Genomic DNA, 15590 nt, shown 5'->3' on the forward strand with positions numbered 1-15590 from the left:
AAATAAGCAGACGCAGTTCTTTTCTTTAAAGGTTTTACCCCCCTTAACTCCTATAAATGAAAGAGCCGTGATAAGCGAAAGAGAAAAGATTGAACCATCATTTAATTCCCCCAAAAGATACTAAACAACAATGCCCAAAAGGCAGAACACTATTTCCAGAGATACTAAATCGTAACATCACCACATCTTTGTTCTTTTCTTACCACAGTTGTGGTAAGAAAAGAACAAAGATGTGGTATGCATAAAACACAGCTGTGGTAAGATTAGCTTTTAGCAAATACGACCTTAGCCGATAAAGATTCTGAAAATAGATACTTGCAGATGTGGCAATAAAAATCGTTTGCACTATCTTTGCACTACTCTATAGTCGAATAAGTTGAATATGCAGAAGGTAGTACAATACATCGAACGCCACAAACTCTTCTCGCCGGACGACAAGATACTTGTGGCACTGAGTGGCGGGGCGGACTCCGTGGCGTTGCTGCGCCTGCTCCTCAGCCTGGGATACACATGCGAAGCCGCCCATTGCAACTTCCATCTGCGCGGAGCGGAATCCGACCGCGACGAGCACTTTGTACGCCAGCTCTGCCTGGAGCACCGGGTGACGCTGCACACCGTCCATTTCAACACAGAGCGGGAAGCAAAGGAACGGCATATCTCCATCGAAATGGCTGCAAGGGAATTGCGCTACGCGTGGTTTGAAAAAACAAGGGAAGCATGCAGTGCAACCGTCATTGCCGTCGCCCACCATCAGGATGACAGTGTGGAGACATTGCTGCTCAATCTGATTCGCGGTACCGGCATCAACGGATTGCGGGGCATACGCCCCCGAAACGGACATATAGTCCGTCCCTTGCTCTGCCTGGACAGAAAGGAAATCACCGATTATCTGGAAAGTATCGGGCAAGCCTACGTGACAGACAGCACCAATCTGCAGGACGAATATACCCGCAACAAAATACGCTTGAACCTGCTTCCCATGATGCAGGAGATAAACCCCTCCGTCAAGGAAAGCATCCTCAAAACGGCAGAGCATCTGGACGATGCGGCCTCTATATATAATATAGGTATAGAAGAAGCCAAACTGCGGGTCAAGACATCGGAAGGCATAAGTATCAACGCCCTGAAGCAAGAAGCGGCATCGGAAACGGTCTTATTTGAGATCTTGCATCCGCTTGGATTCAACGCCGCACAAGTAAGGGACATCTGCCGGACATTGGACGGACAGCCCGGCAAAGTCTTTACTACCCCCGGCTGGCGTGTCATCAAAGACCGCGGCTCGTTGTTGATAGAACCCGTACAAGAAGCCGTAAAGCCGCTACTGGAAATAAAAGAGCATCCCTATACACCGGATTTCATTATTCCACGCGACAAAGCCACCGCCTGCTTTGATGCCGACAAACTCAAGCATCCCCTCTCGCTGCGCCTTTGCAAGCAGGGAGACAGTTTCGTGCCCTTCGGCATGAAAGGACGGAAGAAGGTAAGCGACTACCTGACCGACCGCAAGTTCTCCCTTCTGCACAAAGAACGGCAATGGGTACTTTGCTGCGGAGATGACATCATCTGGCTGGTGGGAGAACGGGCGGACAACCGTTTCAGAATAGACGAAAAAACCCGGAAAGTGCTGGTTGTATCAACCACCAGCCAGTAGCCATCACAGAATGATTCTGTCCTCCTTCTGTTTCTTGAAGCAATCGGAAAGCAATACGGCAAACGGCGTGTCATACGTGCGCGCCTTCTGCGGACAGCCTTTCACACAAGCACAACACTTGATGCATTTCTCTGCAACCGTGTTACACTCGTCTCCTTTTATAATGGCTCCTGCAGGACAATGCTTCACGCAATATCCGCAATGCGTACAACGTTCCGCATCCACTTCCGGAGTGCGGGGCATAGGCACCCCACTCTTACGCAACTTGACGACTCTGCGCAAAAAGCGTAGCAACGGGAAGAAAGGCTGGCGCGGGCGCTGGATACGGGCCACATCCACTCCATACAGTTTCTCCATATCTTCGGCTGCCGCAATTTTAGCACGTATCTTTTCACCAAAAAGCTTTGCATACTCCAAATCGTCCGCATCCGGACGTCCGGCCGCTACCGGGTATTTCTCACTGCTATAAGAGTGCTCGCCTACAAACGTAGCGCCTGCAATTACCTTGAAACCCAACTTCGTGACAAAAGCATCCAATTCCACCAAAGCCTTCTCATAGGCCCGGTTGCCGTAAACCACCACAACCACGGCAGGTGCACCGTCAGCACGAAGCTCCTTCATTCGCTCCAATGCCAAAGGAGCCACATGACCGCCATATACGGGCACCGTGATGACCGCCAAAGCATGGGAAGGCACCTCCCTTTTACCCGCCGCTTCCAAGGTGAGGTCCACTTTGGAGACAGACGAAATTCCCGTTCCGTGAACAATTGCCTCTCCCACTTGTTTAGAGGTACAAGTAGGTGAAAAAGTTATCAACTGCACTTCATCTATATTCATAAACCAATCCTTCATGTTGTTGTTAATACAGCAAAGATAAAGTTTTAAATTTAAAAAAAAGATGATTTGTTTATGAAACCAAAAATATTTATTACCTTTGCACCGTTGAAACATTCTGTGACTTCTTGCTGTGGCGAGAATTGTTTATCAGATTTCCGGTTCAATAATAAATATCCCATATAAATCATATATCACAAGGTAAACTTGCCCAAGTTGCTTCCTACAACAACTGCAATTGTGCACTTATGCCTTTCAATAAAAGTAAATTTTAAACCATTCACATATATACTGTATGTATAACATCATTCAACTGAACGACAAAAATTTGTCGGAACTACAAACTATTGCCCAAGAACTGGGTATAAAAAAAACAGACTCACTCAAAAAAGAAGAACTTGTTTACAAGATACTTGACGAACAAGCTATCGCAGGCGCTACCAAGAAAGTTGCCGCCGACAAGCTGAAGGAAGAGCGCAAAGGGGAAAAACAAAAACGCTCGCGCGTCACTGTAAAGACCGTAAAAAAGGAAGGTGCCGACAAAGTGTTCTCAGCCAATAAAAACGGAGACCTCACCAAAGCCAAAACTGAGGAAATACCGGCTGCGAAAGAACAACCCAAAACTGTGGAAGCACCCCAAGAACCGACCATAGAAGCTGCAACGCCGGCGCCAGCCAAAGAAGCCGCCCCCCCAAAACGCAAACCGGGACGTCCCCGCAAGGTAAAGGAAGAGGCTGCCGCACCCCAAGCAACAGAAACCCCGAAGGTTGCCGAACCGGAACTGAACTTCGAGGCTAAAGCTCCGAAAACAGAACCTCAGGCAGAAGCCAAAGCTGAAAAAAATATCGTACCAGACGAAAGCCCTATCCTGGCCGAGGCGGCAGATGACTTCATTCCCATTGAAGACCTCCCTACGGAAAAGATAGAGTTGCCATCCGAACTTATCGGTAAATTCGAAGCGACCAAAGCGGAAACTCCCGCCACTCCCACTCCTGCCGCTGCCCCAGCCGAACCGCAACAGCCACAGCGCCCGCGCCTCCGCGCCCGCGACAACAACAACCCATACAATAACAACAACAATAACAACCGCAACGGTGGCTATAACCAACAGCGCCCCGCGCAGCAGCGTCCTGCACAACCCTATAACAACGGAGAGAACTATCCCGCCGCTCCAGAACGCAAACCCGTAATAGAACGCGAGAAGGCGTACGAATTCGACGACATCCTCACCGGAACCGGTGTACTGGAAATCATGCAGGATGGCTACGGCTTCCTCCGTTCCTCCGATTACAACTATTTGTCCTCACCGGACGATATTTACGTATCACAATCACAAATCAAATTGTTCGGCCTGAAAACCGGTGATGTGGTAGAAGGCGTAATCCGTCCCCCGAAAGAAGGCGAAAAGTACTTCCCGCTGGTAAAAGTATCCAAAATAAACGGACGTGACCCGGCTTTCGTACGCGACCGCGTACCGTTCGAGCACCTCACCCCCCTCTTCCCGGACGAGAAGTTCAAGCTTTGCAAAGGCGGATACTCCGACTCTATGTCGGCCCGTGTCGTAGACTTGTTTGCCCCCATCGGCAAAGGTCAGCGTGCCTTGATTGTAGCACAACCCAAAACCGGTAAGACCATCTTGATGAAAGACATTGCCAACGCCATTGCCGCCAATCATCCGGAAGTCTACATGATTATGCTACTCATCGACGAACGCCCGGAGGAAGTTACCGACATGGCTCGCACCGTCAATGCGGAAGTAATCGCCTCTACCTTCGACGAACCGGCAGAACGCCACGTGAAGATTGCCGGCATCGTCCTTGAAAAAGCAAAACGCATGGTGGAATGCGGACACGATGTTGTCATCTTCCTCGACTCCATCACCCGCCTGGCACGTGCCTACAACACCGTATCCCCGGCTTCCGGCAAAGTGCTTTCCGGTGGTGTGGATGCCAACGCATTGCATAAGCCCAAACGCTTCTTCGGTGCAGCACGTAACATCGAGGGCGGTGGTTCACTGACCATCCTTGCCACTGCCTTGATTGACACCGGCTCGAAGATGGACGAGGTTATCTTCGAAGAATTCAAGGGTACGGGTAATATGGAGTTGCAGCTCGACCGCAACTTGTCCAACAAGCGTATCTTCCCGGCTGTCAACATCGTTGCCTCCAGCACCCGCCGCGACGACCTGCTACAAGACAAGCAGACACTGGACCGCATGTGGATTCTCCGCAAGTACCTTGCCGACATGAATCCGATAGAAGCCATGGACTTCGTAAAAGACCGTCTGGAGAAGACCAAAGACAACGACGAATTCCTGATGAGCATGAACAGTTAACAACAACTGCATACAGATATTGTACAAAAGCTTCCATTTACGTCCATAAACGTAGGTGGAAGCTTTTTTATATCCGTTTTTTCATACATAGAAAATAAGTAAAAAGCCCTCAAAAAACAAAATAATATAGATAATCATCAGTGCCCTGACCGGCACTTCCATTCTTTTCGCCCATCCACTGCAAGTCTTCAATAATATTCTGCTTCAAAAGAAGGCAGTTAAAGGGATTTTTTGTACTTTTGCGCCTCAATAAGAGTAATTTGTAATTTAGTAATTGTAATTAGATACTATGTTCGATAATTTAAGCGAGAGACTTGAAAGGTCGTTTAAAATTTTGAAAGGTGAGGGTAAAATCACCGAAATTAATGTTGCGGAAACCCTGAAAGACGTACGTAAGGCACTTTTGGATGCCGACGTGAACTATAAGGTAGCCAAAAACTTCACCGATACCGTTAAGGAAAAAGCCTTGGGACAAAACGTGCTGACAGCCGTTAAGCCCAGCCAGCTGATGGTAAAAATCGTGCACGATGAACTGACCCAGCTCATGGGCGGCGAGACTTCTGAAATAAACCTCGACTCCAAGCCTGCCATTATCCTAATGTCCGGTTTGCAAGGCTCCGGTAAGACAACTTTCTCCGGAAAGCTGGCCCGCATGCTGAAGAGCAAGAAGAACAAAAAGCCGTTATTGGTGGCTTGTGACGTATACCGTCCTGCTGCCATCGAGCAGTTACGCGTACTGGCTGAACAGATTGGCGTACCTATGTACTCGGAACCGGACAGCAAGAATCCGGTAGCCATTGCCCAAAATGCCATCCAAGAAGCCAAAGCCAAAGGCTACGACCTTGTAATTGTCGATACAGCCGGTCGTTTGGCAGTGGATGAGGAGATGATGAACGAGATTGCCGCCATCAAGAAGGCCATCAATCCGGACGAAATTCTGTTCGTAGTGGATTCAATGACCGGTCAGGATGCAGTGAACACCGCTAAAGAATTCAACGAACGGCTCGACTTCAATGGTGTAGTATTGACCAAACTGGATGGTGATACCCGCGGTGGTGCCGCCCTTTCTATCCGTTCGGTGGTAAACAAGCCCATCAAGTTTGTAGGTACCGGTGAAAAGCTGGATGCCATAGACCAATTCCATCCCTCACGTATGGCCGACCGTATCCTCGGTATGGGTGACATCGTATCTTTGGTGGAACGTGCACAGGAACAATATGACGAGGAAGAAGCCAAACGCCTGCAAAAGAAGATTGCCAAGAACCAGTTCGACTTCAACGACTTCCTGAGCCAGATTGCACAAATCAAGAAAATGGGTAACTTGAAGGAACTTGCCTCCATGATACCGGGCGTAGGCAAAGCCATCAAGGATATAGACATTGACGACAATGCCTTCAAGAGCATTGAAGCCATTATTTACTCCATGACTCCGGAAGAACGCAGTAATCCGGCCATTCTGAACGGTTCACGCCGCCAGCGCATTGCCAAAGGTAGCGGTACGAATATTCAGGAAGTAAACCGCCTGCTGAAACAGTTTGACCAGACCCGCAAGATGATGAAGATGGTCACTGGCAGCAAGATGGGCAAGATGATGCCGAAATTAAAAAGATAAGATAATAGCCTATGACACTGATTGATGGAAAAGCAATTTCAGAGCAAGTAAAGCAAGAGATTGCAGCAGAAGTAGCCGAGATAGTGGCTCGTGGGGGTAAACGCCCGCATCTGGCCGCCATTCTTGTAGGACACGATGGAGGTAGCGAAACCTACGTTGCCGCCAAAGTAAAAGCATGCGAAGTTTGCGGATTCAAGTCCTCCCTTATCCGTTACGAGGCAGACGTTACCGAAGAGGAACTGCTTGCCAAAGTACGCGAATTGAACGAGGATGCAGATGTGGACGGTTTCATTGTACAGCTTCCCTTGCCCAAACATATCTCTGAGCAAAAGGTGATTGAAACCATCGACTACCGTAAGGATGTGGACGGTTTCCATCCCATCAATGTGGGACGGATGTCCATTGGTCTTCCCTGCTATGTATCCGCTACCCCCAACGGTATCCTTGAACTGCTGAAGCGCTATCAGATAGAAACTTCAGGCAAGAAATGCGTGGTATTGGGACGCAGTAACATTGTCGGCAAACCCATGGCTGCCCTGATGATGCAGAAAGCTTATCCCGGCGACGCCACAGTAACCGTATGCCACAGCCGCAGCAAAGACCTGGTAAAGGAATGCCAGGAAGCGGACATCATCATTGCTGCGTTGGGACAACCGAACTTTGTTAAGGCGGAAATGGTCAAGGAAGGTGCTGTCGTTATTGATGTAGGTACTACCCGTGTGCCCGATGCCTCCAAGAAATCCGGGTTCAAGTTGACCGGTGATGTGAAATTCGATGAAGTAGCTCCTAAATGTTCATTCATTACCCCCGTACCGGGAGGCGTAGGTCCGATGACCATCGTTTCCCTTATGAAGAATACATTGCTTGCCGGCAAGAAAGCAATCTACCAATAACAACGTAATGAAAACGCTCGTCGTCTTCATGACTGTCTTACTGTATAGCGTAACCCTTTCCTCCCAGGAAAGGATTACGCTATTATTTGTCGGTGACCTGATGCAGCACCAGGCACAAATAGACGCAGCACATGTATCTGAAGGAAAATATGACTACTCCTCCTGCTTCTCCCTCATAAAAGAGCAAATATCCCAGGCAGACCTCGCCATAGGAAATCTGGAAGTCACATTGGGGGGCAAGCCCTATAGGGGCTATCCTATGTTCAGCGCCCCCGATGAATATCTTCAAGCCATAAAGGACGCCGGATTCGATATTTTACTGACAGCCAACAACCACTGTCTGGACCGTGGGAAAAAGGGGATGGAGCGTACCATACAATTCTCGACTCCTCCGGTATTCGTTACGCAGGCACCTACAAGAATCTGTCGGAGCGCAGGCAACGCTATCCTCTGTTCATCAACAGAAACGGCTTTCGCATTGCTCTGCTCAACTATACTTACGGCACCAATGGTATCAAGGCTACCTCTCCCAATATCGTAAACTATATTGATAAGAATACCATCCTGCAAGATATCCAAAGTGCCAAGGCACGCCAACCGGATGCCATTATTGCCTGCATGCATTGGGGAGAGGAATACCAGTCCCTCCCCAACCGTGAGCAACGCGAACTGGCCAACTGGTTGCTCCAACAAGGCGTAACACATATTATCGGTTCACACCCTCACGTCATTCAACCGATGGAACTACGTACCAACGGTACCGAACAACACATCATAGTCTATTCCTTGGGAAACTTCATTTCCAATATGAGCAAGGCCAACACTGACGGCGGCCTCATCTTCACTTTGCAGTTGGAGAAACATCCTCTCCCCAAACCCATCCGTCCCTCTTACACCGGTCAGAGTCAGACGCCCCTGCCAGACTCCAATCCTCTGCCTTTTCCATACTGTCGTGTTTCCTATTGTGGATATAATCTGGTCTGGACCGGCCGGCCGGGACTTACTAAAGAAAAAAATTACATTCTTTATCCTGCCAGTTTTCCTACAGGACATTTAACTCCGGAAGCTCGTAAACACCTGGAAATCTTCGTCAAAAGCTCTCGAAAGCTGCTCCAGCAGCACAATATAGATATCTACGAGAAGAAAAAATAATGCAGAAATCTCAAAAAATTTCGTCTTATTCTTTGCAATATTAAAGATTATCCCTATCTTTGCACCGCATTTAAGAAATGCACTAACATGGTGGCTGTAGTTCAGTTGGTTAGAGCGTCAGATTGTGGTTCTGAATGTCGTGGGTTCGAGTCCCATCTGCCACCCGCAAAGAAGAGGAAATTCGAAAGAATATTCCTCTTTTTTGTTATTGTCCAAACAATTCCCCTCAAAGGGAGGCAACGTGGAATCAATGTAAAAAATTGTAGGGATACTCCTCACAGAGTATCCCTACATCATAGGAAGGAATCAATTACCTAAACCAGTTCTTGTACAAAAGAGTTTACTTTCTCAAAATGTTCAAAATAGCTGGAAACTTATGGCTCAGCGGAAATTTCTGGTTGTTAAGTTTTAAAATTAGCTATCTTTGCTTACCTTTGTTTTATGAAACCCGAACGACTCCTTCGTGCCATCCTTCCGGATGTGCTTATAGACAACTTTGATATTGTCAATTTCGACAAGAGTGCTGACCGTTTTGATATTTATCTTGATGAAAAAAAAGTTCAGCTAAAAGAAGATAAGACCAACCCGGATATCATATCCTATGGTTTTGGTGAGTACCGTACAATCCAAGACTATCCTATTCGTGGTCGCGCCACTTATCTCCATGTCCGTAAACGTAAATGGCTTGACAAGTCTTCCAATGAAATCTTCAGCTATGACTGGGATTTATCCGAATTTGACGGTACACGGCTCAATTCTGAGTTCGTCTCTTTTTTAAAAGAAGGAGATTGAATCTACTCCTGTGAGCATCTGTGTGCTTGCGGAACGTTATGGCGTAAAAGGGCAGACTCTTCGTAAACAATACAAGGAGAAAATCAGTGATTACCGGAACTGGGACCAACTCGAACATGCGCATGACTACCTCCTTTATCCTGAAAACATTGGAGAAAACCTTTCTTTGGATGAAACTTGCCTGAGCAATGGAGATGTTTATACGATTCTGACCAATAAAGCAGCCCAAGGCCGTAAGGGGGCTTTAGTTGCAATGGTTCGTGGAGTGGCCACAGATGCGGTAAGCGGAATCTTGCGCAGGCTTCCGCACCGGAAACGGCTGTCTGTCAAGACTGTCACTACAGATTTATCTTCAGCCATGATGCTGACAGTCAGAAAGGTGTTTCCTGCCGCAAAGCTGATCAATGACCGTTTTCATGTACAGCAGCTCATGTCTGAAGCTGTTGACCAGTTAAGAATACGCTATCGGTGGGAAGTACTTGATGCGGAAAATCAGGCTATCAGGGAGCATCGTCAAAAGAAGAAAGAAACAAAGAGTAAGGCGGAAAGGGAGAGAATAGGGAAATGGGAGCCTGAAAGAATGGAGAACGGAGAAACCCTGCCACAGATAGTAAGCAGAAGCAAGCACATTATATTGAAACACTGGAGCAAATGGAATGAACAGCAAAAGACCAGGGCTGCCATTCTCTTTGATAAATTCCCCAAGCTTCTGGAAGGATACAGCCTTAGCATGAAACTGACAGACATCTTCAACAAGAAGTCAGGTCCCGATGAAGCAAGGCTAAATCTCGCAAGATGGTACAATGAAGTGGAAAAGTTTGACTATATGGAGTTCAACAAGGTACTTGATACCTTTTCAAACCATAGTACGACCATCATTAATTATTTTGAAGAACGATTGACAAATGCTTCAGCGGAATCGTTCAATGCTAAAATCAAAGCTTTTCGAAGCCAGTTAAGAGGGGTGGCTGATCTGAAATTCTTCATGTTCAGACTGGCTAGGCTATACGCTTAAAAGAAAGCTTACCAACCAGGAAAATCCGCTGACCCAAACTTATTCCGATATTTTGCATTCTGTATCAATCACACTTAATAGCACTTCCTTCCTTACTTTATCAAGCCAGTGATAAGATAACCCGTTATCACCTTATAGAAATAAGAATACAAAAGAAATATTTCATCTTTCAAAAAACATTCTATACCAACACTCTACTATTTTCGATTTCCGTCATGCAAATATAACCCTTTTTGTTTATACGAAAAGCAAAATCAGTTATCTTTGCAAAGATGAAACTCAATTAAACATGAAAATTCTTTGGATAGACCTCAATAGCTCGTATGCACACTCTTCGTTGGCACTCCCTGCACTGCACGCACAAATAGCAAAGAACAATTCCGTAAAATGGGAAATCGTATCTGCCACCATCAATGAAAACATAGGAATGATTGTCGACGAAATATACCGGCACCAACCCGACATCATTGCCGCAACGACATGGTTGTTCAACCACGAACAACTGTTGCACATCACGGCGAGATTAAAAGCATTGCTTCCCAATAGCTGCTTCATCTTGGGCGGACCTGAATTCTTAGGAAACAATGAAGACTTTCTGCATAAAAACCCTTTCATCGACTGTGTATTCAGGGGAGAGGGAGAAGAAGCATTCCCCCAATGGCTGTCTTGCTGGAACCAGCCGGAAAAATGGGACAGCATTCCGGGGCTTTGCTATATGAATCCTCAAAAGCAATATATAGACAACGGCATAGCCCGTGTACTCAACTTTTCCCGACTCGTACCGCCGGAAAACAGCAGTTTCTTCAACTGGAGCAAACCATTCGTACAACTGGAGACTACCCGAGGCTGTTTCAACACATGCGCATTCTGCGTCAGCGGTGAAGAAAAACCGGTGCGCACACTGTCCATTGAAAGTATCCGTGAACGCCTTCAAATTATCCACAGCCATGGAATAAAAAACGTACGCGTCCTCGACCGGACCTTTAATTATAATCCGCGCCGTGCTAAAGAATTACTGCAACTTTTCCTGGAATTCAACCCGGACATATGCTTTCACTTAGAAATACACCCTGCACTATTATCCGAAGAGCTGAAAAATGAATTGAAAAAGCTACCTAAAGGATTGCTCCATCTCGAGGCCGGTATTCAAAGCCTGCGCGAACCGGTCCTCCAAAAAAGCCGTCGGATGGGAAGCCTGGAGGACTCACTGCAAGGTCTTCGTTTCCTATGTTCCCTACCCAATATGGAAACACACGCCGACCTCATTGCCGGCTTGCCTCTATACCGCCTATCCGAAATATTTGAAGATGTGCGTACACTTGCCGGATACAATGCCGGCGAGATACAGCTTGAATCCCTGAAGTTACTTCCCGGCACAGAAATGAGAAGAAGAGCGGAAGAACTGGGCATCCGATATTCTCCTCTCCCCCCTTATGAAGTGCTTCAAACAAATGAAATCAGTGTCAACGAGCTTCAAACAGCCCGGCAACTGTCACGTCTTCTGGATGGATTCTATAACACAACTGCTTGGCAAGCCATCACCCGCAAGCTGATTCTGGATGACAACGACTTCCTACGTCGCTTTCTGGAATTTCTAATCGATAAAAATCTTATAGACCAGCCCATGAGCCTGGAAAAGCGAGGTCTCGTACTCTATGAATTCTGCAGTATGCATTATCCGGCCTATAAAATCATGGTCACCATTGCCTGGATAGAGGCTGGCATGTCATTAAAGAAAAAACCAGCAGAGAAAGTCAAGACCAAGCGCCAGATGCCACCGGAATATTGGGAAGTCATCTATGGAAACTACAAAGAAAGCCTCCGCTTATGTTTTCTACCCATTGACGACAATACCCAAAATGGTTATTGGTTCGGTTTCGAATCGGAAATACAAAAAGCAGAACCAGTATTCAAAGCCAAAGGAATAATGGAGAGGTGTCAAAATACACAATCACCGCAGATTAACACAGATAAAAGTTCCTGATTATCAGAAATTCTATAGCAATCTGTGTAACCTACGGTGAGTTATGCCCTCATTTCTTCTCCTATCCGCAGTGGAAATACTTCTCGACCAGTTTCAGCATCTCCTCCGGACTGTCCTGTATCTCTGCACGCAAGGTTCTATCCTCGTAAGAACGCAGTTTAGAGATAACCCCATCAACCATTGCAGGACTGAACACATGGTATTGTTCAAAGACAGCACGCTGTCTTTCCAAGCAATCGGCAGAAGCGGCACAACTATCAGGAAGCTGTTCCAGTTGTTTCAACTTATCTTCATTTTCTTTCTTGTGGATATTTACATTGACATATGTTTTTTCTGCAATTCCTAAAGCATCGTCTATCTCAAATCCATAACGGCAAGCTACAGCAAGTCCGGCAATCAATTGATACAAATCGGCCGAACCGTCAGGCGAACGCATTTCCACCGTCTGTTTCTGTGTAGTATCATAATGACTTGGGGTCTCCAACGGATTTGCCAACATGCACATATCCGTTTTTGCCGACCAGCCCAACGGAACGCGTACCAATACCGAACGGTTGCGGTCGCCCCAGCAAATGTTGGTCGGTGCTTCCTGATGAGGAACCAGACGAAAATAGGAAGTAGGATTTGTATTACCGAAAGCCGTAATGGAAGAAGCCAACTTCATCATGCCCGCAATGGCCTTACGGGCTGTTTCAGAGAGTGCCCCATCTTTCAGCATCTGGTTCTGCCCGTCCTTCATGATACGCATATGTATATGCAATCCGGAACCGGCTTTTCCTGCCGTGATTTTCGGTGCAAAAGTAATGTTATATCCATACTGGCTAGCCAGATTACGAATAACCCATTTTGCTATCACCAGTTGGTCAGCAGCCTCCTCGGCACGCACCGGCAGGAATTCTATTTCATTCTGCTCATAAATCTTATCGTCCAGCGTAAAATTACCGACTTCAGAATGCCCATACTTTATCTGTCCGCCTGCCTGCGCAATATATGACATACATTCCGTACGGAAATCATTGAACTTGGCATAAGGGGCCGATTCGTGATAACCACGCTGGTCGGTAGCCGGGAACAATCCGTCATTTTCAGAAATGACATAATATTCCAATTCTCCCATAGCCTGAAATTCCATCCCCGTAACCGTAGTGAATGCCTGACATGCCTTACGCAGGGTATATTCCGGAGAACTTTCCAGCGGTTCACCATCCTTATTGAAATAAGAACAGAGCATTGACAGTGTGGGCAATTCAGAAAAAGGGTCTATAAAAGCAGTCCGAAAACGCGGCACTACATACAAATCACTGCTACCGGCCTCTATAAACGGAAACAAGCTGGAACCGTCTACGCGTTCACCACATGTAAGTATGGCATCAAGGTATGCTTCATTATTGATGACAAAGTTCAGTGTCTTCAGTCTCCCGTCTGCCGCAGGATACATGAAGTTCACCATACGAATGTCGTTCTCCTTTATATAGGAAACAATGTCTGCTTTCGTAAATTCGGAAGCCGGTTTTTGAAGGGCAGCCACCAATAGATTGGGGCTCATGGATAATTCCTGGTTCATAATACGCTGATTGTTTTTAGTTTTCTATATGGTTAACAAAACACATGCAATTTTTTGTCACAATAAAAAACTGCTGTTTCGCAAAGATAGGCAAAGTTGTATCAGAAAAAAAACAAACAACCTAAATCTTATCAGTGAGCCTCAACCTTTTCCGTCGTATCCCCACTTCACGTAAATAGCTCCCCAGGCAAATCCTGCTCCGAATGCTGTAAAAACCAGTTTATCCCCCTTTTTCAGCTTATCCTCGAAATCCCATACGCACAACGGAAGCGTGCCGGCACTTGTATTTCCATACCGTTCTATATTGACCATTACCTTTTCGGGAGATACTCCCAAGCGTTGCGAAACAGCAGTAATTATACGCATGTTTGCCTGATGGGGAATCACCCAGTCAATGTCCTCCTTCGTCAAGTGATTCCTCTCCATGACTGCCTCACAAGCATCCGCCATATTGGCCACAGCATATTTAAAGACTGTACGTCCTTCCTGATAAATATAATGCATCCGATTGTCCAGTGTATAGTAAGATGGAGCACATACGGAGCCTCCCGCTTTGATATGTAAAAAAGGCAGACCTTTCCCGTCTGTTCTCAATACGGCATCCATTACTCCCATATCCTCCCGGGTGGGTTCCAGCATGAAAGCAGCAGCACCGTCACCAAAAATAGGACAGGTAGCGCGGTCTGTATAATCAATCACCGATGACATCTTATCAGCTCCTACTATGACAACCTTCTTATATTTTCCGGAACGTATGAAATTCGCCCCCGCCTCCATTGCATACAGAAATCCACTGCAAACAGCCTGCATGTCAAAAGCAAAAGCATTGTTCAGGCCCAATTTGTCACATAAGATGGATGCGGTAGAAGGAAAGTGATAATCGGGAGTAGTAGTAGCTACGATAACCAAGTCAATGTCATTCAGGCTGGTCTTTGTGCGCTGCATCAGTTGTTTCACAGCCTTACGAGCCATATATGAAGTTCCAAGCCCCTCCTCATGCAAAATGCGTCTTTCCTTTATACCAATACGCCCCATAATCCATTCATCATTAGTATCCACCATTTTAGATATTTCATCATTAGTCAAGACATAGTCCGGAACATATCCTCCAACTCCCGTAATCACTGCATTCAAATTCTCCATTAATCCTATCCAGTTTAGTGTAAAATCAGGAATAACCCTATTATAAATATGCTATCAGAATATCACACTTTTTTCAGAATAGTCGTGTGACAATCTTTAATTAATGGGCGCAAATATACGAAAAGAGAATAAAAATCAATGAATCTGACAACAAAAGACATTAACTGTCTACAAATAATAACACTTTAAAACACAACGGGATTCACTACTATCCGAGCCCTGCAGGAATACTTCCGCATAACCTTTCTGCAAATAAAGAACAAAAAATCCGCTACCTGCAACGATGACGCACGATTGGCCGCACAACCGGGCACATTTCCTTTTCCAGCGAATGGAGCATCGCAGGCGGTTGGATGGAAGTTTTGATTACTCACATACTCATAACCGCCATACGTCCAATGCGTGTCTACATTCCCATTATCCGGGTCTGGCATATCCCACAAAGAAACACCAAACCGTGTATACCGGCGGGGAATGGGGAAGAGGAGATAACCTTTCTTCAGTATCTCCGTTGTCATGGGGCTCATTTCTTTTTCCATCTTTGTCTATTCTTAATTCGATAACATGACAAAGGTAAGGGACCAGCCAAGGGGATACAAATAAACAGTTAGAATC

Annotated in this window: 11 protein-coding genes, 1 tRNA gene and 1 pseudogene; 9 read left to right on the forward strand and 4 right to left on the reverse strand. The window is 46.3% G+C overall.

Features of this window, described 5'->3' with window-relative positions:
* Positions 1-382: 382 nt before the first annotated feature.
* Complete coding sequence (tilS, locus tag ITJ87_RS16070; RefSeq protein WP_117965348.1) at positions 383-1651, forward strand: tRNA lysidine(34) synthetase TilS; 1269 nt, start codon at positions 383-385, stop codon at positions 1649-1651.
* 3 nt (positions 1652-1654) lie between these two features.
* On the opposite strand, the gene ITJ87_RS16075 is transcribed toward tilS, so the two are convergent.
* Positions 1655-2488 (reverse strand): 4Fe-4S binding protein, encoded by an 834-nt coding sequence (locus ITJ87_RS16075; RefSeq protein WP_165491348.1) that lies wholly within the window; start codon positions 2486-2488, stop codon positions 1655-1657.
* A 292-nt stretch (positions 2489-2780) separates the two neighbouring features.
* On the opposite strand from ITJ87_RS16075, the gene rho reads away from it, so the two are divergent.
* The 8 genes and pseudogenes from rho (at position 2781) to ITJ87_RS16115 (ending at position 12268) form a co-directional block, all read left to right on the forward strand.
* Positions 2781-4820, forward strand: a complete 2040-nt coding sequence (gene rho / locus ITJ87_RS16080; protein WP_117965350.1) for a transcription termination factor Rho — start codon at positions 2781-2783, stop codon at positions 4818-4820.
* Positions 4821-5109: 289 nt separating this feature from the next.
* Positions 5110-6432, forward strand: a complete 1323-nt coding sequence (ffh, locus tag ITJ87_RS16085; RefSeq protein WP_117965352.1) for a signal recognition particle protein — start codon at positions 5110-5112, stop codon at positions 6430-6432.
* 11 nt (positions 6433-6443) lie between these two features.
* Positions 6444-7325 (forward strand): bifunctional methylenetetrahydrofolate dehydrogenase/methenyltetrahydrofolate cyclohydrolase FolD, encoded by an 882-nt coding sequence (gene folD / locus ITJ87_RS16090; protein WP_009038180.1) that lies wholly within the window; start codon positions 6444-6446, stop codon positions 7323-7325.
* A gap of 7 nt (positions 7326-7332) precedes the next feature.
* Positions 7333-8477 (forward strand): annotated as a pseudogene (locus ITJ87_RS16095) (CapA family protein).
* A gap of 90 nt (positions 8478-8567) precedes the next feature.
* Positions 8568-8641: transfer RNA gene (locus tag ITJ87_RS16100), tRNA-His, on the forward strand.
* Between the two features lie 277 nt (positions 8642-8918).
* Positions 8919-9269, forward strand: coding sequence for a transposase family protein (locus tag ITJ87_RS16105; protein WP_005645980.1), 351 nt, complete (start codon positions 8919-8921; stop codon positions 9267-9269).
* Between the two features lie 10 nt (positions 9270-9279).
* The gene (locus tag ITJ87_RS16110; RefSeq protein ID WP_196096292.1) at positions 9280-10284 is read left to right on the forward strand and encodes a transposase; all 1005 of its coding nucleotides are present in this window, start codon (positions 9280-9282) and stop codon (positions 10282-10284) included.
* 289 nt (positions 10285-10573) lie between these two features.
* On the forward strand, positions 10574-12268 hold the full coding sequence (locus ITJ87_RS16115) for a B12-binding domain-containing radical SAM protein (protein ID WP_117965354.1): 1695 nt from the start codon (positions 10574-10576) through the stop codon (positions 12266-12268).
* A gap of 61 nt (positions 12269-12329) precedes the next feature.
* Here ITJ87_RS16115 and ITJ87_RS16120 read toward each other — a convergent pair whose 3' ends face one another.
* From ITJ87_RS16120 to ITJ87_RS16130, 3 genes are all read right to left on the reverse strand, one after another.
* On the reverse strand, positions 12330-13832 hold the full coding sequence (locus ITJ87_RS16120) for a glutamine synthetase family protein (RefSeq protein ID WP_005832480.1): 1503 nt from the start codon (positions 13830-13832) through the stop codon (positions 12330-12332).
* A 141-nt stretch (positions 13833-13973) separates the two neighbouring features.
* The gene (locus tag ITJ87_RS16125; protein ID WP_117965356.1) at positions 13974-14975 is read right to left on the reverse strand and encodes a beta-ketoacyl-ACP synthase III; all 1002 of its coding nucleotides are present in this window, start codon (positions 14973-14975) and stop codon (positions 13974-13976) included.
* A 185-nt stretch (positions 14976-15160) separates the two neighbouring features.
* Positions 15161-15514, reverse strand: a complete 354-nt coding sequence (locus ITJ87_RS16130; protein ID WP_117965358.1) for a hypothetical protein — start codon at positions 15512-15514, stop codon at positions 15161-15163.
* Positions 15515-15590: the final 76 nt, after the last annotated feature.

The organism is Bacteroides sp. HF-162 (assembly GCF_015679285.1).
Lineage (GTDB): Bacteria > Bacteroidota > Bacteroidia > Bacteroidales > Bacteroidaceae > Bacteroides > Bacteroides uniformis.